This window comes from Columbia Basin potato purple top phytoplasma (assembly GCF_028595955.1).
In the GTDB taxonomy this organism is placed as follows: domain Bacteria; phylum Bacillota_I; class Bacilli_A; order Acholeplasmatales; family Acholeplasmataceae; genus Phytoplasma.
This window is the reverse complement of sequence record NZ_JANHJP010000003.1, coordinates 16,107-42,658: the sequence shown is the minus strand read 5'-3', so window position 1 is coordinate 42,658 and position 26,552 is coordinate 16,107. Positions and strand designations below refer to the sequence as shown.

General features: G+C 23.4%; 34 protein-coding genes and 4 tRNA genes. 33 read left to right on the top strand and 5 right to left on the bottom strand.

Translation table 11 applies throughout. From position 1 onward, the window contains the following. Positions 1 to 11 precede the first annotated feature (11 nt). Complete coding sequence (locus M8044_RS01050) at positions 12 to 872, top strand: DegV family protein (protein WP_273585221.1); 861 nt, start codon at positions 12 to 14, stop codon at positions 870 to 872. Positions 873 to 880: 8 nt separating this feature from the next. Here M8044_RS01050 and mscL read toward each other — a convergent pair whose 3' ends face one another. Next, positions 881 to 1,291: a large conductance mechanosensitive channel protein MscL gene (gene mscL, locus M8044_RS01045; protein WP_273585220.1), complete on the bottom strand. Its 411-nt coding sequence runs from the start codon at positions 1,289 to 1,291 to the stop codon at positions 881 to 883. A 297-nt stretch (positions 1,292 to 1,588) separates the two neighbouring features. On the opposite strand from mscL, the gene M8044_RS01040 reads away from it, so the two are divergent. Beyond that, on the top strand, positions 1,589 to 2,347 hold the full coding sequence (locus M8044_RS01040) for a hypothetical protein (RefSeq protein ID WP_273585219.1): 759 nt from the start codon (positions 1,589 to 1,591) through the stop codon (positions 2,345 to 2,347). Between the two features lie 63 nt (positions 2,348 to 2,410). On the opposite strand, the gene M8044_RS01035 is transcribed toward M8044_RS01040, so the two are convergent. Further along, positions 2,411 to 2,836, bottom strand: a complete 426-nt coding sequence (locus M8044_RS01035; RefSeq protein WP_273585218.1) for an Hsp20 family protein — start codon at positions 2,834 to 2,836, stop codon at positions 2,411 to 2,413. A 308-nt stretch (positions 2,837 to 3,144) separates the two neighbouring features. On the opposite strand from M8044_RS01035, the gene M8044_RS01030 reads away from it, so the two are divergent. The 4 genes from M8044_RS01030 (at position 3,145) to M8044_RS01015 (ending at position 3,519) form a co-directional block, all read left to right on the top strand. After that, positions 3,145 to 3,220: transfer RNA gene (locus M8044_RS01030), tRNA-His, on the top strand. Positions 3,221 to 3,258: 38 nt separating this feature from the next. After that, positions 3,259 to 3,333, top strand: a tRNA-Gln gene (locus tag M8044_RS01025). A gap of 17 nt (positions 3,334 to 3,350) precedes the next feature. Beyond that, positions 3,351 to 3,433: transfer RNA gene (locus M8044_RS01020), tRNA-Leu, on the top strand. A gap of 11 nt (positions 3,434 to 3,444) precedes the next feature. Further along, a tRNA-Trp gene (locus M8044_RS01015) sits at positions 3,445 to 3,519 on the top strand. A gap of 116 nt (positions 3,520 to 3,635) precedes the next feature. On the opposite strand, the gene nrdF is transcribed toward M8044_RS01015, so the two are convergent. The 3 genes from nrdF to M8044_RS01000 all read right to left on the bottom strand — a co-directional run bounded on the left by nrdF (position 3,636) and on the right by M8044_RS01000 (position 6,424). Next, entirely contained in the window at positions 3,636 to 4,667 is a 1,032-nt protein-coding gene (gene nrdF / locus M8044_RS01010) for a class 1b ribonucleoside-diphosphate reductase subunit beta (protein ID WP_273585217.1), read from the bottom strand. 35 nt (positions 4,668 to 4,702) lie between these two features. After that, positions 4,703 to 5,701 (bottom strand): recombinase RecA, encoded by a 999-nt coding sequence (gene recA / locus M8044_RS01005; protein WP_273585216.1) that lies wholly within the window; start codon positions 5,699 to 5,701, stop codon positions 4,703 to 4,705. Between the two features lie 72 nt (positions 5,702 to 5,773). After that, positions 5,774 to 6,424, bottom strand: coding sequence for a CDP-alcohol phosphatidyltransferase family protein (locus M8044_RS01000; RefSeq protein ID WP_273585215.1), 651 nt, complete (start codon positions 6,422 to 6,424; stop codon positions 5,774 to 5,776). Positions 6,425 to 6,704: 280 nt separating this feature from the next. Between M8044_RS01000 and rpsT the strand changes: the two genes are divergently transcribed. The 27 genes from rpsT to rpsH all read left to right on the top strand — a co-directional run bounded on the left by rpsT (position 6,705) and on the right by rpsH (position 26,546). Beyond that, a complete protein-coding gene (gene rpsT, locus M8044_RS00995) occupies positions 6,705 to 6,977 on the top strand; it encodes a 30S ribosomal protein S20 (RefSeq protein ID WP_273585214.1) in 273 nt (90 codons plus the stop codon). Positions 6,978 to 7,091: 114 nt separating this feature from the next. Continuing rightward, the gene (gene serS / locus M8044_RS00990; RefSeq protein WP_273585213.1) at positions 7,092 to 8,369 is read left to right on the top strand and encodes a serine--tRNA ligase; all 1,278 of its coding nucleotides are present in this window, start codon (positions 7,092 to 7,094) and stop codon (positions 8,367 to 8,369) included. A 57-nt stretch (positions 8,370 to 8,426) separates the two neighbouring features. Continuing rightward, positions 8,427 to 10,418 (top strand): ATP-dependent zinc metalloprotease FtsH, encoded by a 1,992-nt coding sequence (gene ftsH, locus M8044_RS00985; RefSeq protein WP_425306203.1) that lies wholly within the window; start codon positions 8,427 to 8,429, stop codon positions 10,416 to 10,418. A 168-nt stretch (positions 10,419 to 10,586) separates the two neighbouring features. Beyond that, positions 10,587 to 11,495 (top strand): RluA family pseudouridine synthase, encoded by a 909-nt coding sequence (locus M8044_RS00980; RefSeq protein ID WP_273585212.1) that lies wholly within the window; start codon positions 10,587 to 10,589, stop codon positions 11,493 to 11,495. Positions 11,496 to 11,629: 134 nt separating this feature from the next. Continuing rightward, entirely contained in the window at positions 11,630 to 13,327 is a 1,698-nt protein-coding gene (gene argS / locus M8044_RS00975) for an arginine--tRNA ligase (protein WP_273585211.1), read from the top strand. Positions 13,328 to 13,371: 44 nt separating this feature from the next. After that, positions 13,372 to 13,974 carry a lambda-exonuclease family protein gene (locus M8044_RS00970; protein ID WP_273585210.1) on the top strand — a complete coding sequence of 201 codons (603 nt, stop codon included), beginning with the start codon at positions 13,372 to 13,374 and terminating at the stop codon, positions 13,972 to 13,974. A 170-nt stretch (positions 13,975 to 14,144) separates the two neighbouring features. Further along, a complete protein-coding gene (acpP, locus tag M8044_RS00965) occupies positions 14,145 to 14,375 on the top strand; it encodes an acyl carrier protein (protein ID WP_273585209.1) in 231 nt (76 codons plus the stop codon). 47 nt (positions 14,376 to 14,422) lie between these two features. After that, entirely contained in the window at positions 14,423 to 16,876 is a 2,454-nt protein-coding gene (gene leuS / locus M8044_RS00960) for a leucine--tRNA ligase (RefSeq protein WP_273585208.1), read from the top strand. A 39-nt stretch (positions 16,877 to 16,915) separates the two neighbouring features. Beyond that, entirely contained in the window at positions 16,916 to 17,548 is a 633-nt protein-coding gene (gene gmk / locus M8044_RS00955; RefSeq protein WP_273585207.1) for a guanylate kinase, read from the top strand. 3 nt (positions 17,549 to 17,551) lie between these two features. Then, the gene (gene rpoZ / locus M8044_RS00950; protein ID WP_273585206.1) at positions 17,552 to 17,767 is read left to right on the top strand and encodes a DNA-directed RNA polymerase subunit omega; all 216 of its coding nucleotides are present in this window, start codon (positions 17,552 to 17,554) and stop codon (positions 17,765 to 17,767) included. Between the two features lie 75 nt (positions 17,768 to 17,842). Then, entirely contained in the window at positions 17,843 to 18,769 is a 927-nt protein-coding gene (gene rsmH, locus M8044_RS00945; protein ID WP_273585205.1) for a 16S rRNA (cytosine(1402)-N(4))-methyltransferase RsmH, read from the top strand. A gap of 359 nt (positions 18,770 to 19,128) precedes the next feature. After that, positions 19,129 to 19,458: a 30S ribosomal protein S10 gene (rpsJ, locus tag M8044_RS00940; protein ID WP_273585204.1), complete on the top strand. Its 330-nt coding sequence runs from the start codon at positions 19,129 to 19,131 to the stop codon at positions 19,456 to 19,458. Positions 19,459 to 19,515: 57 nt separating this feature from the next. Then, positions 19,516 to 20,169, top strand: a complete 654-nt coding sequence (gene rplC, locus M8044_RS00935; RefSeq protein ID WP_273585203.1) for a 50S ribosomal protein L3 — start codon at positions 19,516 to 19,518, stop codon at positions 20,167 to 20,169. Next, positions 20,169 to 20,804 carry a 50S ribosomal protein L4 gene (gene rplD / locus M8044_RS00930; RefSeq protein ID WP_273585202.1) on the top strand — a complete coding sequence of 212 codons (636 nt, stop codon included), beginning with the start codon at positions 20,169 to 20,171 and terminating at the stop codon, positions 20,802 to 20,804. The genes rplC and rplD overlap by 1 nt, the downstream gene beginning before the upstream one ends. Beyond that, a complete protein-coding gene (rplW, locus tag M8044_RS00925; protein WP_273585201.1) occupies positions 20,797 to 21,090 on the top strand; it encodes a 50S ribosomal protein L23 in 294 nt (97 codons plus the stop codon). The genes rplD and rplW overlap by 8 nt, the downstream gene beginning before the upstream one ends. A 51-nt stretch (positions 21,091 to 21,141) precedes the next feature. Next, positions 21,142 to 21,966 (top strand): 50S ribosomal protein L2, encoded by an 825-nt coding sequence (gene rplB / locus M8044_RS00920; RefSeq protein WP_273585200.1) that lies wholly within the window; start codon positions 21,142 to 21,144, stop codon positions 21,964 to 21,966. A 25-nt stretch (positions 21,967 to 21,991) separates the two neighbouring features. Beyond that, complete coding sequence (gene rpsS / locus M8044_RS00915; protein WP_273585199.1) at positions 21,992 to 22,273, top strand: 30S ribosomal protein S19; 282 nt, start codon at positions 21,992 to 21,994, stop codon at positions 22,271 to 22,273. 20 nt (positions 22,274 to 22,293) lie between these two features. Further along, positions 22,294 to 22,647 (top strand): 50S ribosomal protein L22, encoded by a 354-nt coding sequence (rplV, locus tag M8044_RS00910; RefSeq protein ID WP_273585198.1) that lies wholly within the window; start codon positions 22,294 to 22,296, stop codon positions 22,645 to 22,647. Positions 22,648 to 22,652: 5 nt separating this feature from the next. Continuing rightward, complete coding sequence (gene rpsC / locus M8044_RS00905; RefSeq protein ID WP_273585197.1) at positions 22,653 to 23,405, top strand: 30S ribosomal protein S3; 753 nt, start codon at positions 22,653 to 22,655, stop codon at positions 23,403 to 23,405. Between the two features lie 27 nt (positions 23,406 to 23,432). Continuing rightward, positions 23,433 to 23,861 (top strand): 50S ribosomal protein L16, encoded by a 429-nt coding sequence (gene rplP, locus M8044_RS00900; RefSeq protein WP_273585196.1) that lies wholly within the window; start codon positions 23,433 to 23,435, stop codon positions 23,859 to 23,861. Continuing rightward, entirely contained in the window at positions 23,858 to 24,151 is a 294-nt protein-coding gene (rpmC, locus tag M8044_RS00895) for a 50S ribosomal protein L29 (RefSeq protein WP_273585195.1), read from the top strand. Before rplP ends, rpmC begins: the two co-directional genes overlap by 4 nt. A gap of 112 nt (positions 24,152 to 24,263) precedes the next feature. Further along, the gene (rpsQ, locus tag M8044_RS00890; RefSeq protein ID WP_273585194.1) at positions 24,264 to 24,530 is read left to right on the top strand and encodes a 30S ribosomal protein S17; all 267 of its coding nucleotides are present in this window, start codon (positions 24,264 to 24,266) and stop codon (positions 24,528 to 24,530) included. Position 24,531: 1 nt separating this feature from the next. Then, entirely contained in the window at positions 24,532 to 24,912 is a 381-nt protein-coding gene (gene rplN / locus M8044_RS00885; protein ID WP_273585193.1) for a 50S ribosomal protein L14, read from the top strand. A 13-nt stretch (positions 24,913 to 24,925) separates the two neighbouring features. After that, positions 24,926 to 25,279 carry a 50S ribosomal protein L24 gene (gene rplX / locus M8044_RS00880; RefSeq protein WP_273585192.1) on the top strand — a complete coding sequence of 118 codons (354 nt, stop codon included), beginning with the start codon at positions 24,926 to 24,928 and terminating at the stop codon, positions 25,277 to 25,279. Between the two features lie 15 nt (positions 25,280 to 25,294). Beyond that, positions 25,295 to 25,849, top strand: a complete 555-nt coding sequence (rplE, locus tag M8044_RS00875) for a 50S ribosomal protein L5 (protein ID WP_273585191.1) — start codon at positions 25,295 to 25,297, stop codon at positions 25,847 to 25,849. Between the two features lie 32 nt (positions 25,850 to 25,881). Then, complete coding sequence (gene rpsN / locus M8044_RS00870) at positions 25,882 to 26,151, top strand: 30S ribosomal protein S14 (RefSeq protein ID WP_273585190.1); 270 nt, start codon at positions 25,882 to 25,884, stop codon at positions 26,149 to 26,151. A 14-nt stretch (positions 26,152 to 26,165) separates the two neighbouring features. Beyond that, the gene (gene rpsH, locus M8044_RS00865; protein ID WP_273585189.1) at positions 26,166 to 26,546 is read left to right on the top strand and encodes a 30S ribosomal protein S8; all 381 of its coding nucleotides are present in this window, start codon (positions 26,166 to 26,168) and stop codon (positions 26,544 to 26,546) included. The last annotated feature ends 6 nt before the right edge of the window (positions 26,547 to 26,552 follow it).

Genomic DNA, 26,552 nt, shown 5'->3' with positions numbered 1-26,552 from the left:
AGAATTATAATATGAATGTAAAAAAAATAGGTTTTGTAGTGGATTCTACCGTAGGCGACAACATAAATGTTAATTTCTTATCTGATATTTGTGTTGTACCTTTATCTATTATTATAGATAATAAAGAATTTACAGAAAAAATAGATAATTCATTTTTGTTAGAATGTGTTCGGCAAAAAAAACAAGTTACTACGAGTCAACCTAGTATACAATTGTTTATTGAAGCTTTCAATAAACAATTAAAATTAGGATATGAACATATAGTATGTGTTACAATATCTCGAAATTTTAGTGGTACTTTTAATAGTGCTTATAAAGCTAAACAAATTTTAAATAATGATAATATTACAATAATTGATTCTAGTATTATTGGGCCAGGAATGTTATTTATTTTAAAGAGAATCCGTGAATATGTTTACAATACAAATTTAGAATATAAAGAAATTTTTGAAAAAGTTGATAAAGAACAAAAATTAGGTAGTTGTTATTTTTCTTTAGAAAATTTAAAACAATTAGTTATTAGCAAAAGAATCAGCAAATTTAAATTTTTTATCGGAAGTTTATTAAAAATTAAACCTATTTTAAAATTTCAAAAAGGACTCATAACGATTGAAAAAAATGTTAGATTATGGAAAAATTATTTTCTTTATTTAATAGAATGTATTTTAAAATTTAAAAATTTAGTTTCTAAACCTATAGAAGTTCAAATAATGTATGTCCAAGATGATTCTTATTTAAAAGAATTAACTAAAAAAATTCAACAATTAAATGATCCTGATATAAAAGTTTCTATTTATGGACCTATTTCTCCGATACTTGCTATTCACTTAGGATCTAAAGGATTTGGATTTTATTTAAATATTTTAACTTAAATATAATTTTATTTTTTTTCTAATAATTCTTTGATTTCTTTAAGAACTTTTATTTTTTCTGTTTCAAGTGATTCTAATTTTTGTTTTTCATTAGAATCATTTTTTTTTATAATTTTTTGATAAAAAAAAGATAAGAATGTATATATAACTAAAGAGACTAATAAAAATTCAAATAAATTTTGAAGAAAATTACCATAATTAATTGTAATTTCATTATTTAATGATAATTTCCAAGATTTTATATATTGACGATTTAATAATAAATTTATTGGAGGCATTATAATATCTGTTGATAAAGAACTAATTACTTTAGTAAATAATTGACCCATAATAAAAGCGATAGATAGTTTGATTATATCTCCTTTATTTATAAATTCTTTAAAACCGCTTTGAAATTTTTTTATATTTTTTAATTGCATTTCAATTAACTCTTTCTTTTTATTTTATAAGTAGAACAAAATTAATATATTATATATTAATTTTTTAATAAATTTTTTTTCTTTTTTTATATTTATTTTATAAATATAAAAAAATTATCTTAATATGATAGAATTATATGTATAGTTGGATTTTATTTATAATATTTATTTATAATATTTATTTATAATATTTATTTATTTTATATAATACTTGTAATGTCCATATTAATAATATTAACTAAATTTATTGAATATTTTTTATTTAATGTTAATAAGATAAAAGGGGAAATATTAATATTGAAATTTCAATATTTGTTGGAATATTTTAAAGAAATTTTTTCAGGTAAAGCTACGTTTTTACAGTATTTTTTATTTGTTATAATTATTTTAATTTTTATTGGCCCTATTTTATTTATATTATTTAAAGCTATTTATTTTATATTTTTTATTATGAAATGTAATTTAGATTTTATAAAAACATTTGTGAGCTCAAATAATAAAAGTTCAGCAGATAATTCAGATTCATCAGAGAATCCTAAAATTTCTATAAATAATCATTCATCACCTGATAAAAATAATTTAAGTTTAATTGAATTAAAAATGATGGAGTTTAATCAAAGAGACAATAATCAAATTCAACAAAATAATTTTTTGCGTTTAGAAATGGATCAAAAAATAAATCAAAATAAAATGGAAGAGAAATTCGAAATATTGAGATTAGAACAAAAAATGTTTTTTTTAGAAAAAGAAATTCAAAGATTATCTAATCAGAATGATGCTAAAAATCAAAATTCTCATTTTTCAAAAGATGATAATTATGATACAAACGATGAATTAATTAGAAAAAAAATCCCAGATTACCTAAAACAAATATTTGAAAAAATTTCGGATCTTGAAAATGTTCAATTATTAATGTTAAATAAAATGATGACGAATAATAATGATAATTCTTACTATGATCCTGATAAAAATGTTTTATATGTAAACCCGAAAGACTTAGATTTTTTTAAACTTTTTTTAATAAGTAAAAATAAAGAAAAAAAAAGGCTAAATTAATTTTTATTATTTTTTTATGAAAATAATTAAAAAAAAAATCAAATAATAATTTGATTTTTTTTATTATTTTAATTCTAAATATTCTTTAGGTTTAATTTTTTCTTCTTTTTTGTTAATTTTTATAATTAATAAACCATTTTCTAGTTTACCTTCGATGTCATCCATTGTAAATTGCTCGCCTAAATTAAAACTACGTCTAATAACGCCTCTTATTATTTCTTTTTTAAGATAATTAAAACGAATCTCTTCTTCTTTTGGTTCATCTGAAGGCGAAGTTTCTAAAATTAAGTAACCGTTTTCTAAATAAATTTTAATTTCTTCTTTTTTAAAACCAGGCACTTCAGTGATTAAACAATAATGATCATCATATTCTTTTATGTCAGTTCTCATTAAAAAATAAGAATTATCAAATAATGAATTTTTTTTAAAATCCTCAAATAAATTTTCTAATAAATTTTGGTTTTTATTAACTAATTCAATAACAGACATTATATCAACTCCTTTTAATATAATAAAATTAATATACAAAATTTTTTATGGAATTTAATTCAATATCTACAAATCATTCCTATATCATAATAAAATTCAATAATAAATTTTATTACGATATAAGTGCAAATAAATTATAACATTTTTTTTAAAAAAAATAAATAATTTTTTAAAAAAATAATCTTTTTAAAAAAATTTTTTTAATTTGGATAAATAATAAAATAATGTATAATAATAAATGTTATAAATATTTTATTTATAATAAAAATATATTTATTATTAAGAATATATAATTATTAAATAAAATGGCGGTTGTGGCGAAGTGGTTAACGCAGCGGCTTGTGGCGCCGTTATGCGTGGGTTCGATTCCCATCAACCGCCCCATTAATTAAATTTAATTATATAGATTTATTTTTTTATGAAGGCCCATAGCCAAGCGGCAAGGCAACGGACTTTGACTCCGTCACTCGTTGGTTCGAATCCAGCTGGGCCTGCCAAAATATAAATATAAATTGCGGGTGTGGCGGAATGGCAGACGCACTAGACTTAGGATCTAGCGCTTAAGGCGTACAGGTTCAAGTCCTGTCACCCGTACCATTTTTTAAAAAAGGGATATGATGTTAATGGTAGCATAATGGTCTCCAAAACCAATCGTTCGGGTTCGAATCCTGATATCCCTGCCAATATCATTAAATAAATAAATTGATTTTAATGTCAAAATAAATAAAAAAAGAGAGAGTTATGTTCAGGTATATTCTCTCTCTTTTTTTATTTATTGCTTTTCTTTTATGAAATTTAATTAAAAGATAAAATCTTCATCTTTAAGACTTTCGGATATCATCTTTTGATAACCATTACCTTTCATTGAGAAATTATCCATTGTTTTAGTTTCAGTATTAAGACCATTAATAATAACAGGATTTATTTCTTCTTGAGGAAATTTTTGATTAAAACCTAAATTTAAAAGTGCTTTATTAGCGTTATAACGAACAAAAGCTTGAACATCATCTACTAATTCAACTTGTTTATAAAGTATATTTGTTAAACTATTTTGTTCTTTATATAAGTCATCAAGAAAATCATTTAACCATTTCTTTAAATTTTGTTTTTGTTGCGAAGAAAAATTATTATATAAATCTTTCGCTAATCTACCAATATATGCTCCATGAACACTTTCATCTCTAATAATCAAATTAATTATTTCTCCAGCTTGCATTAGCATGCCTTGACCATAAAAGTACAATGGATAATAAAAACCAGAATAAAATAACCAAGTTTCTAAAAAAACAGAAGCAACCATAGCTTTCCATTTCATAATATTGATTTTTTCATTATTTAAATTTAAGGAATGAGGTTGATTTTCTAAAATATTTTTTTCTAATTCTTCATAAACATTAACAATTTTTTTCAAAATATTTTGCAAATTAACTTGTTTTTCTCCCCAATTAAATAAATCTTCAATTTCTTTTTGATTTAAAAAAGTCATGAAAATATTGGAATAACTTTTAGCATGAACTGCATTTTCCATTGCTCCCATAAAATTCAAAGTAGCTTTTTTTTGATGTTCATAAGGTAAACAGGAACGTAAAATTGTAGGCATTCCGATATCACCTTGATAAGTATCTAAAAAAGTTAAAATTAATAAATTTTTAGAATAAGTGTCTTTTTCTTTTGGTGTTAATTTTTGCCATATATGTAAATCGCTTTGTAAACTTATATCTTCTGGACGCCAAAATTGACTTAAATTTTGTTCATAAAAATGTTGAGTGTATTCGTCTTCAGGTTGATTCCAATTAGCACCTTTATATTTTATATTATTATTGAATTCCATATATACAAGACTCTTTCTATTTTATTTTTATAAATTTAAATTAAATTATAATGTTTTTTAATTTTTGTTTCTAATTCGTCACTGATTTTATTATTTTTAATTAAAAATTCTTTTGTTTTTTCTCTACCTTGTCCTATTTTTGTATTTTGATAAGAAAACCAAGAACCATTTTTTTCGATGAAACCTAAATTAACTGCTAAATCTAATAATTCTCCTATTCTAGAAATTCCTTTTCCGTACATTATTTCAAAATTAGCTACTTTAAAAGGAGATGATACTTTTGATTTTACAATTTTAACATTGGATCTGATGCCTACAACTTTATTATCTTCTTTAATAAATTCAGATTTTCTCACATCTAATCTTAAAGAAGCAAAATATTTTAAAGCTTTTCCTCCTGGAGTCACTTCAGGACTTCCAAAAATAATACCTACTTTTTCTCTTAATTGATTAATATAAATAACTGTAGTATTAGTTCTAGATATAATAGGAGATTGTTTTCTCATCGCTTGCCCCATCATTCTAGCTTGAAGACCCATAAAAGAATCACCACTTTCGCCTTTTAATTCAGCTTCTGGAGCTAAAGCGGCTACCGAATCGACAACTATTAAACTCATTATTTCGCTTTTAATTAAAGATTCTACAATATTTAAAGCTGCTTCTCCTGAATCAGGTTGAGATACAATAAAATTATCTATATTTATTCCGATTTTTTTTGCATAATTAATATCTAAAGCATTTTCGACATCTATAAAAGCTACATTTCCGCCTTTTTTTTGAGCTTCAGCTATAGCGTGTAATGCTAGAGTTGTCTTGCCTGAACTTTCAAGACCATAAATTTCAATAATTCGACCTTTAGGAAAGCCTCCTATTTCTAAGGCTATATCTAAATTTAAAGAACCAGTAGGAATAGATTCTATTTTATCGATTTTTGTGGCATTTAGTTTCATTATGCTTCCTTTTCCAAAGCGCTTTTCAATATCTTTCAACATTTGCTCTAAAGTATTTTTGTTTGTTTCTGTCATATTATTCATTTATTTTCACCTTTATGGTAGTAATTTATTTTATAATTTTAATAATTATAATTTATATTATTATTTTTTAAATTAAAAACTTTTTTGAATAAATTTAAAATTTTTTATTATATAATTCGATCCAGAATAGATAATTAAAATAATATTTATAATCAAACAACATTTAATTAAATTTATTATTTGATCTTCTTGAATAATTATTTTACCGATTTGTTTTGAAAATAGTATTAATAAAATAGAACAAAAAGTAAAAATAGTTTTTAATTTACCCAATATAGAAGCAGTTATAATTTTTTTTTGTTCAACGGCTATTAAACGTAATCCCATTACTACAAAATCTCTTATAATATTTGTGAGCAAAGCAATTAATATAAGATTTCCGATTGTTTTGTTATTATTATTATCATTAAATAATTTGTAATTTGATCCTTTATTACATAATGTATAAATATAAAAAAAAGAAACAATTACTAATAATTTATCAGCTATAGGATCAAAAAATTTACCAAAAATAGTTTGTGTCTTAAATTTTTTAGCTATATATCCATCTAAAAAATCTGTAATAGATGCTAGAATAAAAATTATACTGAAATTAATTCTATGATCAACATCGTTAGAATTCAAATTTTTATGTTTTAAAAATAAAAAAGGTAACATAAAAAAAACTAAAAAAATTCTAAAAAGAGTAATTAAATTAGCTGATATTTTTATTAATTTTTTCATTATTTAATCTATTATATAACTTTCACAATTATTAACTTATTATATTAATTTATTATATTAACTTATTAATATTAATTTAATAATATCATATTTATATTATATATAAAAATATAGTGTAATTTATTTATAATTATATATAAGATTAAAATGTAATTAAAAATATTTTTTTATTTTTTTAATTATTTGATTGTATATTATTTTTATTATAATTGAAATTATTACTATAAAATAGTAATGTGTGTGTAATAATAAATTTTATAAAAAAAAGGATATTTAAAATATGGCAAACATTAAACAACAAAAAAAACGTATTAAAACTGATGAAAAACGTAGATTATTCAGAAAGTCTTTTAAATCATCTGTTAAAACTTTTATAAATCATTTTAATAAGAGTATTAATTCTTCTGATAAAGATAAAGCTAATATTTTCTTTAATCTTATTAATAAAAAATTAGATAAAGGACAATCAAAAGGCGTATATCACAAAAATTTTGTATCTAGAAATAAATCTCATTTTTCTAAACTATTAAATAGTATTTCTTCTGGAAGATAAAATTTATTAGTTAATTATGAATTTATATTTTAAATTTTAGATTTAAAATTTTTTAAATGAATTTAAAATAAAATGCATAAAAATACACTTAACTTGATAAAGGATTTTTTGTCTATGTTGGATTTTAAATTTGTTCTTAGTAATATGAATTTAGTTTGTGATAAATTAAAAAAAAGAGGAATAGACTCATTTTTTTTAGAACAGCTTATTCATCTAGATAAAAATAGAAAAAACTTAATTTATGAAATAGATAAATTAAGATTTCGTAAAAATAATTTAACAAAAAATATTACTGAATTAAAACAAAATAATAAATTAGATTATGATTTTTTAAAAAAAGAAAAAATTTTTAAAAATAATTTAAAAGAATTAGAAAAACAATATATTGAAGTAAAAAAAAATATTTCAGATATATTATATAATATTCCTAATTTACCGCATGATTCAGTTCCTTTTGGGACTGATGAAAAAGATAATATTGAAATATCTCGTTTTTCTGAACCTAAAAAAATGTCTTTTTGTCCTAAAGATCATATTCAATTAGGTATAAATTTAGATATTTTAGATTTTGAAAAAGGAGTTAAAATTACAGGTAGTAAGTTTGTTGTTTTAAAAGGTCTTGGCGCTAAATTAGAAAGAGCTTTGATTAATTTTATGATTGATACTCATATATTAAGGGGTTATACAGAGATTTTTCCTCCTTTTATTGTTAATGAAGAATCTATGTTTGCTTCGGGACAACTACCTAAATTTCAAAAAGAACTTTTTCAATTAAAATCAAATAAACAAAATTGGTATTTAAATCCGACAGCTGAAGTACCTATGATTAATTTACATCGTAATGAAATTTTGAACACGAATCAATTACCTTTGAAATATGTTTGTTATACTACTTGCTTTAGGCAAGAATCTGGTGCGGCTGGCACAAAATCTAAAGGACTTTTAAGGCAAAAACAATTTAATAAAGTAGAATTAATTCAATTTGTGGAGCCTCAACATTCTTATTTAGCTTTAGAAAAAATATTGGAAGATTCTGAATATATTTTGAAACAATTAAAATTACCATATAGAGTTGTTGTTTTATCTACTGGTGATTTGGGTTTTAGCATGAGTAAAACTTATGATATTGAAGTATGGTTGCCAGGACAAAATAAATATTGTGAAATAGCTTCTATAAGTAATGCTGAAGATTTCCAATCTAGAAGAGCTAATATTAAATTTATGAGAGACAAAAATGATAAAAAACAATATTTACATACCTTAAATGGTTCTGCTTTAGCTATAGGACGAACAATGATGGCTATTATGGAAAATTATCAAGATGAAAAAGGTAATATTGTTATACCTCAAGTTTTACAGAATTATATGCAAAATATAGAGTTAATTAAATAAAAGAATAAAATAATTTATTTTTTTATATTTACAATTTATTTATAAGGATAAAATATTGTGAAACAATTGAAACAATTTTTTAAAAAAATTAATTTTTTTTATATTATTTTTATGATTTTAGTGGTTGGATTAATATTATCTTTTGATAATATAATTAATAAAAAAGACAATAAAGATCCAATGTTAATTAAAGATAAAAAGGAGGAAATTCAGTCAATAAAACCTTATTTGGTTGGTCTAGGTTATTATGATTTAGAAGTTACGTATAATAATGACAAAAAAGAAACTTTTTATAATGTTTCTAAAACGGATTTCAACAAAATAAAAGAAGAAATTAGAGACGAGAAAACAAACATAATACTTTCAGGTAATTATATACGTGATGAATTACATGGTTTTAAACCTTTTGTTAGATCTTCAAATATTTGCTTTATATTATTTTTATTTTATTTAATGATTAAATTTATGTCTAATACAGCAAATCAATTTTTAGAACAGTTTGGTGATAAAGGTAAAAAACAACAAAGTAAAAAATTTAGGCAATCAACATTAAATTTTAAAGATGTAGCTGGCGCAGAAGAAGAAAAAGAAGAATTACAAGAATTAGTAGATTTTTTAAAACATCCTAAAAAATATGTTGCAATGGGCGCTAGAATACCTAAAGGAGTTTTATTAACTGGTCCTCCTGGTACAGGAAAAACATTATTAGCTAAAGCTCTTGCGGGCGAAGCTAATGTTCCTTTTTTTGCAGTTTCAGGTTCAGAATTTGTAGAAATGTTTGTAGGATTAGGAGCTTCACGTATTAGATCATTATTTAAATCAGCTCAGTTACATGCTCCTTGTATAATTTTTATAGATGAAATCGAAACTGTTGCTCGTAAAAGAGGTTTTAGCCATGGTAACACTGAACAAGAACAAACTTTGAATCAATTATTAATTGAATTGGATGGTTATAACCAAAATCAAGGAGTTATTGTTATAGCTGCTACAAATCAACCTGATTTTTTAGATCCTGCTTTAGTAAGGCCAGGTAGATTTGATCGTCGTTTTATTGTTAATTTACCAAGTTTAAAAGATAGAGAAGCTATTTTAAGATTACATTCTCAAAATAAAAAAATTTCTCCTGATGTTGATTTAGGAGATTTAGCTAGATTAACATCTGGTTTTAGTGGAGCTCAATTAGAAGGTATTTTAAATGAAGCAGCTTTATTAGCTACTAGAAATAATGCTTTTGCGATTGATAAAAAAATTATTAGTGAAGCTGTAGATCGTATTTTAATGGGATTAGCTAAAAAAAGTATAAAGTATTCAGAAAAAGAAAAAAAGATGGTTGCTTATCACGAAGTAGGCCATGCTGTTATTGGCTTAAAATTAGCAGATGCTTTAAAAATACAAAAAGTAACGATTATACCCCGAGGCAATGCAGGCGGTTATAATTTATTCTCTAACGAAGAAGAAAGTTTTTTTTCATCTAAAAAGAAATTATTAGCTGAAATTACTTCTTTATTAGGAGGGAGAGCAGCAGAAGAACTTTTTTTAGATGATATTTCTAATGGCGCTTATCAAGATTTAAAAATGGCTACTAATATTGCAAAAAAAATGGTTACTGTATTTGGAATGAGTGATTTGGGATTAGCTCAATTTGAAGAGGGCAATACTTTTCATAAAAATTTTTCAGATCCTAAAGCTTTAGAAATTGATCAAGCTATTCAAAAAATTATTTTTAATTGTTATGAATCAGCTAAAAAAATAATTTCTGAAAATAAAGAATTATTTTTGAGAATTGCAGAGTATTTATTAGAAGTTGAAACTCTTAGTAAAAAAGATATTCAAGAAATATTAGAAACAAATAAATTAAGTTGGTTTGATGAACAAAAACGAAAAGAAAAAATTTCTAAAGATGAATTAAATAAAGATGAATCAAAACAGGATGATTCAAAAAAAGATGAATCAAAACAAGACAATTCAGAACAAGATGATGTATCGAATTTAGAAACATTTTTAGACGAGTATAATGATGATGAAGACGCAGATAAAAACAATAAATAAATTTTTATTAAACAATTGTTTATTGTTCAAAAAACAATTTTTTGTTTAATTAAATATTTTGATATTTAGAGATAAAAATGTATTTATGTGTTTTACATGGTACATTTTTTTCTTTTATTTTTGTTAAAGAATAATTTCTAATAAAAATTGGAAATTGTTAGGTGAATTATGAAAATATTTGTTGTTCATGATAAAGAACAAAATATAAGGTTGGATTTATTTTTGACACAAAAATTAAATATTAGCAGAAATTATTGTTATTCTTTGATTAATTCTGGTCAAATTATTATTAATAATAACAAAGTTTTAAAAAAAAGTTATTTATTAAAAATCAATGATGTAATACAAGTTCCTTCTATTATTAATAATGAATCTTCTAGTAATATTATTGATCCTATTAATTTAAATTTGAAAGTTATTTATGAAGATCAATATTTAGCTATTATTGATAAACCTTATAATTTAATAGTCCATCCTTCTCCTAGTTATTCAGGGATTACTTTAATTAATGGATTATTTTATCAAATTAAAGATTTTAAATTTGAAAAAAATAATATGAGACCAGGTATTGTTCATCGTTTAGATAAAGATACTACAGGTTTACTCATTATTGGCAAAACAGAAGAATCAGTTTTAAAAATTCAAAATTTAATTAGAAAAAGAGAAGTTCAAAGAATTTATTGGGCTTTAATTAATGGTTGTTTAAAATATGATCATGGAGTTATTGATTTGCCTATTAAAAGAAATGAAAGTAATCGTTTAAAAATGGAAGTTTCTCGACAAGGAAAATCTTCTGTAACTCATTTTAAACTTTTAAAGAAATTTAAAAATTTTTCTTTATTGGAATTAAAATTGGAAACAGGAAGAATGCATCAAATTAGAGTTCATTTATCTTATTTAGGTTATCCTATTTGCGGGGATTGTTTATATTCCACGAAGAAACAATTAATACAAAAACAGTTATTACATAGTAAAAAATTAAAATTTATTCATCCTTTTACCCAAAAAAAATTACAATTTGAAATCCCTTTACCTTTTCATTTTCAAAATTTTTTAAATGAGATAGAATTAAATTAAATAAGAATTTTTTATATTCATCAATATAATATTAAATATAAAAATATATTGAATAAATTTTTTGACCAAAATACAAAAATTATATATTTTTAAATAAAATTAAAAATATAAAAAGTAATCGAAGGTATTTTTTTATGTATTTGCAAAAAATCAAAAATAAAATAGAGCAAATTTTAAATGATAAATATTTTATATCAATAGTTTTAAAATCTAATTTTGTAGATGAGACATTTGATTTTTGTTTGCCTTTGTTTAACTATTCTAAAATTTTAAAAAAAGATTTAATGGAAATTTTTTATGATTTTCAAAAAGATTTAATGATATTACAACAAATACAAAAAATTTTTTTCCAAAATGGTTTTTTAAATATAAAATTAAATAGAAAAAAAATATCTCAAGGAATTTTGTTAAATGTTTTAAACAGCGGAGAAAGTTATTGTCAAAAAAAAGATAATAATAAAACAATAGTTTTAGATTATTCTTCGCCGAATATAGCTAAAAATTTTTCTATTGGACATTTACGCTCTACAGTGATCGGCAATGCTTTAAAAAATACTTATCAAAAATTAGGTTTTAAAACTATTAGCATTAATCATTTAGGTGATTGGGGTACCCAATTTGGCAAAATGATTTTAGCTTATCGAAATTGGGCTAAATCAGAAAATATGTCTAAAGATCCTATTAATGAATTACAAAGAGTTTATATTTTATTTCATCAAGAATCAAATAAAAATAAAAATTTAAATAATGAAGCGAGACATATTTTTTATCTTTTGGAAAATAAAGTTAAAGAAATAACTGATTTATGGAAATATTTTAAAGAAATTTCTTTAAAAGAATTTCATAAAATTTATGATTTATTAGGAATTGCTTTCGATTATTATATAGGAGAGTCTTTTTTTCACGATAAATCAATTGAATTATTAAAACATTTAAAAGAAAAAAAATTACTTTTATTAGATAAAGACGCTTATATTATGCCTTTAGATGAAAATATACCGCCAGCTTTAATACAAAAAAAAAATGGAAGTACACTTTATTTAACTAGAGATATAGCGTGTCTTTTATATCGTTATCAAAAATTTAATTTTCATAAATGTTTGTATGTAGTAGGTAATGAACAAAAATTACATTATAAACAATTAAAAGCAGTTGCTAAAAAAATAGGTTACGATAATTTAGAATTGGAACATATTAATTTTGGTTTAATTTTATTCCAAAATACTAAAATATCCACAAGACAAAGCAATGAATTTAAATTGATAAATATTATTGATAAAGCGATGTTAGAAGTTCAAAATATAATAAGAGATAAAAATGTTAGTCAAGAAAAATTAAAGGAAATATCTCAAAAAATAGCTATTGGTGCTATTGTTTTTAATGATTTAAAAAATGATCGTCATTTGGATATAAAATTCGAATTAGATCAAATGTTAAAATTTGAAGGCAATACAGGTCCTTATTTACAATATACGATAGTTCGCTTTAATTCTATTATTAAAAAAATTGATTTGCATGATAATGAATTTATATATGATAATATAAATTTTTCTGAATATTATGAACAGTTTCATTATTATATTTTAATTAGATTACTTGATCAATTTGATTCAATATTAGAAAAAGTAAAAGATTTAAATATGCCTAGCGTTTTAGCAAGATATCTTTTTCAATTAGCTAAAAATGCTAATAAATTTTATGAAAAAGAAAAAATTTTGAATATCGATGACCCTAAATTACAATATGCTAATATTTTATTAATTAAAGGGATTATGATTGTTTTAAAAGAAGGATTAAAAATTTTGGGAATACCTATTTTAGATGAAATGTAAATCAAAATTTAATTTAATTTTTAGAATAAGAAAGGTTTTTTTATATGAATAGTTTCGACTTAAAACAAAATTCTGCTGATTGGCATAAACATAGAAAAAAATATATTAATGCTTCTGAAGTTTCAATAATTATGGGTTTAAATCCTTTCGAAAATAGACAAAGTCTTTTCAAAAGAAAACTTTTTGATGAAAAAATAAAAGATAACGATTTTATGCGTCATGGCAGAACTTTAGAATCTAAAGCTAGAAATTTTTTTAATGATATTAATAAAACAGAATTTAAACCTTTAGTTTTTGTTAAAGAATTTCTATCAGCATCTTTAGATGGTTGGAATGTCGAAACTAAAAGTTTGTTAGAAATTAAATGTCCTGTATCTTTAAATTCTGAGACTTGGCAAAAATTTTTTGTTTATGATGAGATTCCTATTTATTATTATGCTCAAATGCAAACACAAATGTATTGTTCTAATGCTAAACAAGCTTTTTTTTTAGTATTTCAAAGTTATCAAAATGCAAAAGTTAAAAAGATTCCAAGAGATAAAAGTTTTATTGAAAAAATGTATAAAGAATGTTTAATTTTTTATAAACTCTTACAAGAATCGAAAAATATTTTAAATAAATTAAATAATAATGAAATTCAAAGTTAAAATATTTTTGTTATATTTATAATATTTTTTTATATTATTTTATTATATATAAATTACATAAAAAAATATTATATAATTGTATGTAGTTATTGTTTTATTTATATAATTTATTATTTAAATAAAATAGACATTTATATATTATTTTAAATTATTTTATTAGAGGAATTCACATGGTTTTAGATAAGATTAAAGAAATTATTTCAACAAAAAAACATTTAAATAAAGATCAAATATCTTTAGATAAAAGATTAAAAGAAGATTTAAATTTAGATTCTTTTAGTGCTGTTGAAATAGTTATTGAATTAGAAAATTCTTTTGATTTAAAAATTAGTGATGAGGTTATGCAACAATTTAAAACTGTAAAAGATGTTGTTGAATATATTGAAAGTAATTTATCATAATTTAATTATTTTTTTTGATGTAATAATATAGAATAAAAGGTTTTTTTATGTTAATTTATGATTTTCGTAAAATAGAATTAAAATGGCAAATTCATTGGAAAAACAATAAAAACTTTAAAACAAGTTATGATTTTGGTAAAAAAAAATTTTATTGTTTAGATATGTTTCCTTATCCTTCTTCTTCTGGATTGCATGTTGGTCATATCGAAGGTTATACCGCTAGTGATATAGTTAATAGATTCAAAAGAATGCAAGGTTATAATGTATTACATCCTTTTGGTTGGGATTCTTTTGGATTACCTTCTGAACAGTATGCTTTAAAAACAGGCAAAAATCCTAAATATTTTACTTATGAAAATATAAATAATTTTAAAAAACAAATACAAATGTTGGGTAAAGGAGTTGATTGGGACAAAGAATTATCAACTTCTGACCCTTCTTTTTATAGTTGGACACAATGGATTTTTAAAAAACTTTATGAAAAAAAAATAGCAGTTTTAAAAGATGTTGAAGTTAATTTTTGTCCTGAATTAGGAACAGTTTTATCTAATGATGAAATTATTGTAACAGAAAAAGGTATTTTTTCTGAAAGAGGAAATTATCCTATTGTTAAAAAAAAAATGAAACAATGGGTTTTAAAAATTACTCATTTCCTCGATAGGCTTTTAAAAGATTTAAATTTATTAGATTGGCCTTCGCAATTAAAAGATATTCAAACAAATTGGATAGGCAAAAAAAAAGGTTTTATTTTTTCTTTTTTTGTTTTATCTAACAAGAATTACGTTTTGGAAGTTTTTACTACAAAACCAAGTACTATTTTTGGAGTTAGTGCTTTAGTTTTATCTCCTGAGCACCCTTTAATAAATGATTTAACTAAAACAGATTTTGTAGAAAGCCTAAATTTATATTTATACCAAACTAAACAAAAAACAGAATTAAATAGACATATGAATAAAGATAAAACAGGAGTTTTTATTGGTAGTTACGCTATTCATCCTTTTACTAAGAAAAAAATTCCTATTTGGGTATCCGATTATGTATTTCCTTATTATGGTACCGGTGTCGTTATGTCTGTTCCTTTTTGTGATGAAAGAGATTTTTCTTTTGCTAAAAGACATAATTTAGAAATAATTCCGATTTGTAAAATTTCCGAATCCACTAATGATGTGGATTGTTTAAAAAATAATTCAAAAAATTTTCATTTAATATCAGAAACAGATATATTAACAAATAGTTCTTTTTTGAACGGATTTACTTTTAAAGAAGCTAATGATAAAATTATAGATATATCTGAGAAAAATAATTTAGGTCGTATTCATTTTACTTATCAAATGCGTGATTGGATTTTTTCTCGTCAAAGATATTGGGGAGAACCTTTTCCAGTATATTATGATGAAAATCAAAATGTTTATTTAGAAGATGATAAGTTACTTCCTTTAGAATTACCTTTGATAGATAAAATTAAAGTTTCAGGGGATGGACAATCACCTTTATCTAAGATTATTTCATGGTTATATTTTGAAAAAGATGGAAAAAAATATAAAAGAGATTCTAATACTATGCCGCAAACAGCTGGTAGTTCATGGTATTATATAGGTTATATTTTAAAAAATTCTTTGGGTATGGATGTTTTAAATAGCCCAGAATCTAAAAAAATTTTAGATTATTTTTTGCCTGTAGATCTTTATATCGGTGGTAAAGAGCATGCAGTAGGTCATTTGTTATACGCTCGTTTTTGGCATAAATTTTTATATGATTTGGGAATCGTTTCTACTTTAGAACCTTTTAAAAAAATCGTTAATCAAGGAATGATTTTAGGTCAAGATAATTTGAAAATGAGTAAATCTAAAAATAATAGTGTTAACGCTTCTTTAGTTTTAGAAAAGTACGGCGCAGATGTTACAAGATTGTATATCATGTTTTTAGGACCTTTAGAAGATGATAAAGTTTGGTGTGAAGATGGTTTTAAAGGGATTCAACGTTTTTTAAATAGATTCTATAATATGTTTTCTCTTTTTTTAGTAGATGAAGAATGTTCTAATTTAGAACCTTTATTAAACAGAACTATTAAAGTAGTTACTGAAGATTATGAAAAATTAAAATTTAATAAAGTTATTAGTCAATTGATGATTTTTACTAATTATGTTTATAAAGAGAAGAAAATAAATTCTAATCAAATTAGAATTTTGTTACAATTATTAAATCCTCTCGCTCCTCATTTAACAGAAGAATTGAATGTGATATTTTTAAAGTGTAATGAAGAATTAGTTTATTCTTGTTGGCCTTCTTATAAAGAAATATCATGTTTAGATAAACAAATTGAAATTGTTATTCAAATAAATGGCCATTTCAAAACTAAAGTTTTTATTTTGAAAGATGAAGATCAGGTTACAGTTCTTCAGAAAACTTTAAAAAATTCTAAAATTAATTCTTTAATTAAAGACCGTTCAATTTTAAAAGTTATTTACATTAAAAACAAATTATTAAATTTAGTTGTTTAAATTTTAAAAAATTTCTAAAAATTATAGAAGGGTTTTTATATGGACTTATATAAGAAAGGTTTGATGATAGTAATTTCAGGTCCATCGGGAGTTGGAAAAGACGCAATTAAAAAACAATTGTTAAAGAAAATTAATAATGATTTGTTTTATTCTATTTCTTATACTACAAGAGAACCTAGAAGAGGAGAAAAAGAAGGCAAAGATTATTTTTTTATAAACAAAGAAGATTTTAAGAATAAAATTAGAGAAAATTTTTTTATAGAATATAATATATTTTTAAATAATTATTATGGAACCGCTTATAAACAAATTTTACAAAAATTAGAAGAAGGTAAAAAAATTCTTTTAGAAATAGATATTGAAGGAGCTTTAAAAATTAGGGAACATAAAGTTAATAAAGATTGTGTTTTTATTTTTATCGCACCTTCATCTAAAGAAGTTTTATATAAACGTTTAAAAAAAAGAAATACCGAAACAGATCAAGAACTTAACAAAAGAATGTTGAGAGCTGATGAAGAAATGAAATTAGCTTATAAATATGATTATATCGTGATTAATGATGAAATCGATAACGCTGTAAACAAAATTATTTCTATTCTTTCAGCTGAACATTCTAAAACTAAAAATATCATTAATTTTTATTTAAAAGAAATCTTACAAAAAGGAAATTAAAGTATGTTGGTAGAAAAAAAAGAAGGTTTAAATAATCCTTCTATTGATAAATTATTAAAACGAATTGATTCTAAATATAAATTAGCTTATTTATCTAGTAAAATTGCTCATGTTATAGAAGATTTAAAATTAGATGTTTCTGATGTCGAAGGTAATAAAATATTAAGTAAAGCTTTATCAGAAATTATTAATGGTAATTTTAAAATTATTTTTAAGTAAAATAAATCATTTTAATTAATAAAAATGTAAACTTTATTATTTTTTTAATCGAAATGATAAAAAGAGGTTATAAAATTGTTATACAATAAACATGTTTCGGTTTTAAGCGATGAAGTGATAGAATATTTAAATATAAATCCTAAAGGTATTTATGTTGATGCTACTTTAGGCGGTGGCGGTCATAGTCAATTAATTTTAAATAAAATTAATAAAGGTCGTTTATATTCTTTTGATTGTGATTTATTTGCTATTAAAAAATGCCGCAAAAAGTTCGAGAATAATAACAAAATAATTTTAATTAATAATAATTTTGCTTTTTTAAAAGAAGAATTGTCAAGACATAATATTTCTTCTATTGACGGTATTGTATTTGATTTAGGTTTATCTTCTTTTCAGATCGAAGATCATACAAGAGGTTTTAGTTATTTACGTGATTCTTTTTTAGATATGAGAATGGATTATAGGCAAAAAATAAATGCTCATTACATCGTTAATAACTATAATTTTTTTGAATTGAAAAAAATTTTTTTATTTTATGGCGAAGAATCTAAAGCTGCTTTGATAGCTAAAGAAATTATTAAAAAAAGACCTTTGAATAATACTTTAGAATTAGTTTCGATTACTGATAAATTTTATCCTTTTTATAGAAAAAATAAAAGAGGCCATAGTGCTAAAAGAATTTTTCAGGCTTTAAGGATCGAAGTTAATCAAGAATTAAAGTTTTTAGAGGTATCATTACAACAAAGCCTTGAATTATTAAAACCTAATGGTAGAATTGTTGTAATTAGTTTTCATTCTTTAGAAGATCGTTTAGTTAAAAATTTTTTTAAAAAAAATAGTCAATCTGATATTCATCCAAAAATTCCTATTTTAGAAAAAAACATGCCCCTTAAACCTTTAAAAATTATTAATAAAAAAATTATTTATCCTAGCGAAGAAGAAATAAGAATAAATCCCAGAAGTTCTTCTGCTAAATTAAGAGTTGCTAGTAAAAATTTTTAAATATTATTTGTATTATTTTTTTTGAATAATTTGAGAGCTAAATATTTGTTTAATATTATTTTTATTAATTATTTTATTTGATTATTTTATTGATTTAAATTTCTATATTATTGTTTATAATATATTGATGAAAAATAAAAATTTTTTTTAATATATGACGTTATTTTAATATATAATTAAAATGATTGTCTTTTTTAATATTTTTTTCTCCTTACAAAAGAAAAATATAAAATTTATTTATTGATTTATTAAAAAAAACTTTTTATTGAAAAAATATTTTTTTTATTAAGCGCAAAAAATATAAAAACATGTTTTTATATTTTTTTTGAATAATATTATTATGAAAGGTGTTTATAAAAATGGCTAAAGGTCAGGAAATTGTTAAAATCATTTTAAAGACTTATGATCATCTTTTAATTGATCAAGCGGCAAAGAAAATTATTGATAGCGTTTCTAAAATAGGAGCAAAAATTAAAGGTCCAATACCATTACCAACAAGAAGAGAAATTTTTACTGTAAATCGTTCTCCTTTTGTTAATAAGGATAGCAGAGAACAATTCGGACGTTTTACCCATAAACGTTTAATTCAAATTATTGATCCTGATTCTCAAATAATAGATGCTTTAATGTATATTAATTTACCCTCCACTGTTAATATTTTTTTAAAAAAAAATTTAAAAAAAATTTAAAATGAATATTTTATTTTAAGAAAATTATTTTATTTTTAATTTAAGAAAGAGGATGAAATGGCTAAAGGAATTTTAGGAAAAAAATTAGGTATGACTCAGATTTTTGATGAACAAGGGGTTTCAATACCTGTTACTGTAGTTGATGTTTGTGATAATGTTGTTTTGCAACAAAAAACTGTTGAAAAAGATGGTTATCAATCAACTCAATTAGGTTTTTGCTCTAAAAAAGATAAATTAACAACAAAACCTCTTTTAGGACACTTTAATAAAGTTAATGCTGAGCCTAAATATTTTATTAAGGAAATTTCTTTTGCATCAAATGAAATTAATGAGTTAAAAGATTTAAAAGAAGGACAAATTTTAGATATAAATTTATTTGCTCCAAAAGAAATTATAGATGTAACAGGTATTAGTAAAGGTAAAGGTTTTTCAGGTTCTATTAAAAGACATAATCAAAGTCGCGGTCCTGAAAGTCATGGTTCTAGATATCATAGAAGACCTGGTTCTATGGGACCTATTAAAGGTAATATTACAGGTAAAAAATTACCAGGGCAATTAGGCCATGAACAAGTAACTTTACAAAATTTAAAACTTTATAATGTTGATTCAGATAGAAAATTATTTTTAATTGAAGGAAGTATTCCTGGTCCTAAAAAAAGTTTTTTAGTTATAAAATCTGCTGTTAAAAAAAATCATAAGGAAGTTTTATAATGTCTAAGTATAATGTTTTAAATCAACAAGGAGAACTTATATCAGAGATAAATTTAAATGAAAATATTTTTGGTATTAAGTTGAATCAACAATCTTTATATGATGTTGTTTTACAACAAATGGCAGCAATGAGATTAGGCAATCATTGTACTAAAAATAGAGCTGCTGTTTCTGGCGGTGGTAGAAAACCTTGGGCTCAGAAAGGAACAGGAAATGCTCGTCATGGAACTATTCGTTCACCTTTATGGAGAGGCGGAGGAGTAGCATTCGGTCCTAAACCAAGAAAATATAGTTTTAAAAATAATACTCAAGTTAGAAGACTAGCTTTTTTATCTTCTTTAACTTTGCATAAAGAAAAAAATAATTTAATAATAATCGACTCTTTTGATATGGAGAATCATAAAACAAAAACATTTCAGAATTTTTTAGATAAAATTAAAGTTAAAAAAGATAAAGTTTTAATAATAGTTGATGAATTAAATAATAATTTAATTCGTTGTACTAATAATTTATCTCAAGTCACTTTAGAAAGTGTTTCACATGTTAGTGTTTATCAGATTTTAAATACAAAACATCTTATTTTAACTAAAAAGGCTGTTGATGTTTTAGAAGAGGTGTTTATAAAAAATGATTAAATATTATGATTTAATTCAATCTCCTATTATTACTGAATCAACTAATAAAAAAATGGAAACTCATAATGAATATGCTTTTAAAGTAAAAAAAGATTCTAATAAAATAGAAATTAAGAAAGCTATAGAAAAAATTTTTCAAGTCAAAGTAGCTTCTGTTAATATTATTAATGTATTGCCTAAATTTAAAAGAAAAGGCAAATATCAAGGTTATACTTCTGCTTGTAAAAAAGCGATCGTTAAATTGATTCCAGGTCAAAGAATAAAAGTTTTTAACGAAGATAAATAATAGAAAGAATTTATTTTCATTTGTTCAAATCTAAGAAAGGTTTTGTTATTCATGGCTATTAAAAAATATAAGCCTACATCTAATGGACATCGTAATATGCGATTACAAGATTTCAAAGAACTTACGACTTCTATACCTGAAAAAAGTTTATTAGTACCTAAAAAAAGTACAGGTGGCAGAAACAATCAAGGTAAAATAACAGTAAGACATCGAGGCGGCGGAGTTAAACAAAAATATCGTATTATCGATTTCAAACGTAATAAAGAAAATGTACCTGGTAAATTATCTACTATAGAATATGATCCTAATCGTAATTGTAATATTTCTTTAATTCATTATGTAGACGGAGAAAAAAGATATATCTTGACTCCTAAAGATATAAAGATAGGTGATATAATAAATTCAGGAAAAAAATCTGATATTAGAGTAGGAAATACTTTGCTTTTGAAGGATATTCCTGAAGGTTTTTTGGTTCATAATATTGAATTAAAACCTGGTAAAGGAGGTCAAATAGCACGTAGTGCAGGTACTTCAGCTCGAATAGTTAAAAAAGAAGATAAATATGTTGTTTTAAATTTATCTTCCGGACAAACAAGAAAAATATTAGCTGAATGTAAAGCTACAATAGGAGTGCTAGGTAATGAATTTTTCAAATTGATTCGTAATGGTAAAGCAGGTAGAACTCGTTATTTATCTATAAGACCTAGAGTTAGAGGTGCAGCGATGAATCCTAATGATCACCCTCATGGCGGTGGAGAAGGAAGAGCACCTATCGGACGCAAAGCTCCTATGACTCCTTGGGGCAAAAAAGCTCTTGGTGTTAAAACACGTAAAAAAAATAAAAATTCTAATAAATTAATTTTAAAAAAATCGTAAAAAATAGATTTGGAGGTGTATAAATATGACTCGTTCGATTAAAAAAGGTCCTTTTTGTGATAAATCCCTTTTATCTAAAATAATGAAACAAAGTAAGAATAAAAATAAAAAAATTATTCAAACTCATTCTCGTTCAAGTGTAATTTTACCTATTTTTATTGGGCATAAAGTTGCTGTTTATAATGGTAAAGAGTATATTATTTCTTCTATTACAGAAGATATGGTTGGTCATAAATTAGGAGAATTTTCGCCTACTCGTGTTTTTCGTGGTCATGCTAAAGGTGATAAGAAAAATCAAAAAAAATAATTTAAAGAAGGTATTTATATATGAAGGTTAAAGCGGTAGCAAGTCAAATACCTGTTACGCCTAGAAAAGTATGTTTGGTTGTTGATTTAATTCGTGGTCAAAAAATTAAAGAAGCGGAAGCTATTTTAACTTTAAATTCAAAATCAGCTGCTCCTATTGTTTTGAAATTGTTAAAAAGTGTGGTAGCTAATGCTGTTCATAATTTTAATTTAAATAAAGATGATTTATATGTAGAAGAAATATTTGTTAATGAAAGTATTTCTTTACCTCGTTTATTTCCTAGAGCTAAAGGAAAAACAGATAAAAGAAAAAAGAGAACTAGTCATATCAAAATATTTGTTTCTAAATGTAAAAAAGAAACTCAGGAGATATAATATAAATGGGTCAAAAAAGCAATCCTAATGGTTTAAGATTAGGAATTATTCGCACTTGGGAATCTAAATGGTATGCCGAAGATAAACAAGTTCCTTCTTTGGTTTGCGAGGATTTTCAAATTAGAAATTTAATTAAAAATCATTATCCTAAAGCAACTATTTCTCAAATAGAAATAAAACGTTTAAAAAAAACGAATGATGAAGTTATTGAGATCGAACTATATACTTCTAAAATAGGTTTGATTCAAGGTCCAGATAATAAAAATAAAAATAGTTTAGTTAGTAAAATAGAAAATTTAATTAAAAAGAAAATTCAAATTAATATTTTTGAAGTAAAAGCTGTTAATAAAATTGCTGTTTTAGTAGCTCAAAATATAGCAATACAACTACAACAAAGAGCTTTTTATAAAGCTGTTCAAAAATCAGCTGTTCAAAAAGCTTTAAGAAGCGGCGTTAAAGGTATTAAAATTATTATTACAGGTCGTTTGGGTGGAGCTGAAAAAGCTAGACAAGAATCTATTTCTATGGGCGTCGTTCCTTTAAACACTTTGAGAGCTGATATTGATTATGCTTGCGAAGAAGCTCATACTACTTATGGTGTCTTAGGGGTTAAAGTGATTATTAATCATGGTGAAGTTTTGCCTAATAAGACTATTTCTGATACTAGACAAATATTTGCTTCTCAATATGATAATAAAAAACATTTTAATAAGAAGAATTTCGCTGAGAAAAAATATTTTAAAAAAAATACGTCTTAATATAATAAAAGGGGTAAAAAAATCATTATGTTAATGCCAAAAAAGACTAATAAATCTCGTCTTCGTCCTCATCGTATAAGTTATGAAGGCAAGGCGAAAGGTAAAAATAAAATTATTAATGGTAATTATGGTCTAATTGCTAAACAAGGATCATGGATTACTAGCCAACAGATAGAATCTGCTCGTATCGCAATGACTCGTCATATGAAAAGAGAAGGAAAAGTTTGGATCAATATTTTCCCTTATTTGTCCTTAACAAAAAAACCTTTAGAGGTTAGGATGGGTTCTGGTAAAGGTAGTCCTGAACTATGGGTTGCAGTTGTAAAAAAAGGAAAAATTCTTTTTGAAGTAAAAGATGCCAATAATTTAGATAAAGCAGAAATAGAAGCTTTAAGATTGGCTTCTCATAAATTACCTATTACTACAAAAATAGTTAAAAGAGGCCAGGAATCATGACAATTAAAGAAATTCGTAAAATGTCTATAGATGAAATGAATAAAAAATATGTTTCTTTAAAAAAAGAATTGTTTGATGCTAGGATACAATTAAATTTAGTTAAATTAAAAGATACATCTCGTATTCGTAAAATAAAAAAAATCATTAGACAAATTAAGACGATTATTCGAGAAGAAGAAATTTCCAAAATTAAAAATTTAAACAAAAATATAAAATTAAAAAATGATTCTGTTTTGGATAAAGATACTGAAAAAGATATTCAAAACGATACATCTTTAGAAAAAAATTAATTTTTCTTTTTAATTATGATTTGTGTTTGATAATTTGTGGATAATCTAAAAACATTCACAAATTTTTCATTTTATAACTTAAAAAATATTTTTATAAAAGAGGTTGAAGAGTATGCGTAATAATAATAGAAAAGTTTTTTCAGGTGTTGTTGTTTCTGACAAAATGCAAAAAACAATTATTGTTTCAGTTGATTATTATAAAAAAGATCGATTATATGATAAAAAAATTAAAAAAACTAGTAAATTTTATATTCATGATGAAAATGAAATTGCTAAATTAGGAGATCTTGTATCTTTCGAGGAAACTAGGCCTATTTCTAAAAATAAAAAATTTCGTTTATTAAATATTATTTTGGGCAAAGATAAGGTAAAAAAATAATATGATTCAAATAAATAGTCGCTTAAAAGTAGCTGATAATAGCGGTGCTAAAGAAGTTTTAGTTATTAATATTCCAGGTTCAAGTAAAAAACGTTATGCCCAGATAGGGGATGTGGTTGTAGTTTCTGTTAAAAAAAGCATTCCTTCTGGTATGATAAAATCAGGTGAAAAATCTAAAGCTTTAATTTTACGCACTAAACAAGGTTTAGCAGGTAAAAATGGTTCTTATATTAAGTTTGATGATAATGCTGTAGTTATTATTAAAGATGATATGACTTTAAAAGGAACAAGAATTTTTGGACCTGTAGTAAAAAATCAAAAATTAAAGGATAGTAAATTTTCTAAATTTCTTTCTTTAGCTGAAAAAGTTTTCGTAATATGAGGGATTGTAAGTGATGTATATTAAAACAGGAGATATAGTTGCTATTATTTCAGGCAAAGATCGTTTTTGTGTTGATGAAAAAGGTAATAAAACTAAAAATATTAAAACTGGAAAAGTAATAAAAATTTTTTTTAAAGAACAAAAAGTTTTGGTTGAAGGCGTAAATATAGTTTCTAAACATAAAAGTTCTTCTAAAGATGGAGAAAAAGGAAATATAGTTAAAGAAGAAATGCCTATTCATATTTCCAATGTGGCTTTGATTGATCCTGAGAAAAAAATTCCAACTCGTGTTGGTTTTCGTTATGAATCAGGCAAAAAGGTTCGTTATGCTAAAAAAAGTGGCACTTTGATAAATTTTCATAATTAAGAAGGTAGATATTAAATGAAAAAACAAAGTATTGAAAATACCACAAAAAATTCATTTTTTGCTTTAAAAGAAATTTTTAATTTTAAATCAGTTATGCAAATTCCTAAAATTGATAAAATAGTTATTAATATGGGTGTTGGCGCTGAAGCTGTTGCTGATGTAAAAATTATAGATGATTTTTACGAACAATTAACTTTGATTAGTGGTCAATTACCTGTTGTTGTGAAAGCTAAAAAATCAATTTCTAATTTTAAATTAAGAGAAGGCATGCCAATTGGATTAAAAGTTACTTTAAGAGGTTATAAAAAAGAATTTTTTTTAAATAAATTAATTAAAATAGTTTTACCTAGAGTAAGAGATTTTAGAGGTCTTAGCCCTAAATCTTTTGATGGTAGAGGTAATTATGCATTAGGGATAAAAGAACAGATTGTTTTTCCTGAAATTGATCTTGATATAGTTAAAAAAGTTTGTGGTATGGATATTTGTATTGTTACTACAGCTAAAAATGATGAAGATGCCAAAAAATTATTAGAGTTTTATGGAATGCCTTTTAAGAAAAAAAATGTATAATAGATATAAAGCGACAAAATAAGGAGTTTTTAATGGCTAAAAAATCTAAAATTGTTAAAAATAAAAAACAAAAAGAATTATTTTTGAAATATATAGAAAAACGTCTTGAATTAAAACACAAAAGAGATTATGAAGGTTTATCACGACTTCCTGTACAATCTTCTCCAGTACGTCTTAAAAATATAGATCAAATTGATGGGAGACCAAGAGGGTATATGAGAAAGTTTGGGATATCTAGAATTAAATTTCGTGAATTAGCTAATAAAGGTGAAATACCTGGCGTTAAGAAAGTAAGTTGGTAAGGGAGAGATTAATAATGATGATAAAAAATCCTATCGCTGATTTATTAACAAGAATAAGAAATGCTAATATAATGTTTTACAATAAAGTTTCGGTACCTGCTTCTAAATTAAAAATAGAACTTTTAAAAGTTATGAAAAAAGAAGGTTTTATTCAAGATTTTCGTGTAGAAGGATCTTCTAAAAAAAGTATTATTATTTATTTAAAATATCATGACAAAAAACAAAGAGCTATTTTAGGTTTAAAAAGAGTATCTAAAAATGTTTCTGTTAAAAAAATACCTAGAGTTTTGAATGGTTTAGGAATAGCTTTGATTTCCACTTCAAAAGGTATTTTGACAGATTATGAAGCTATATCAAATAATATAGGTGGGCAAGTACTAGCTTATATTTGGTAATTATAT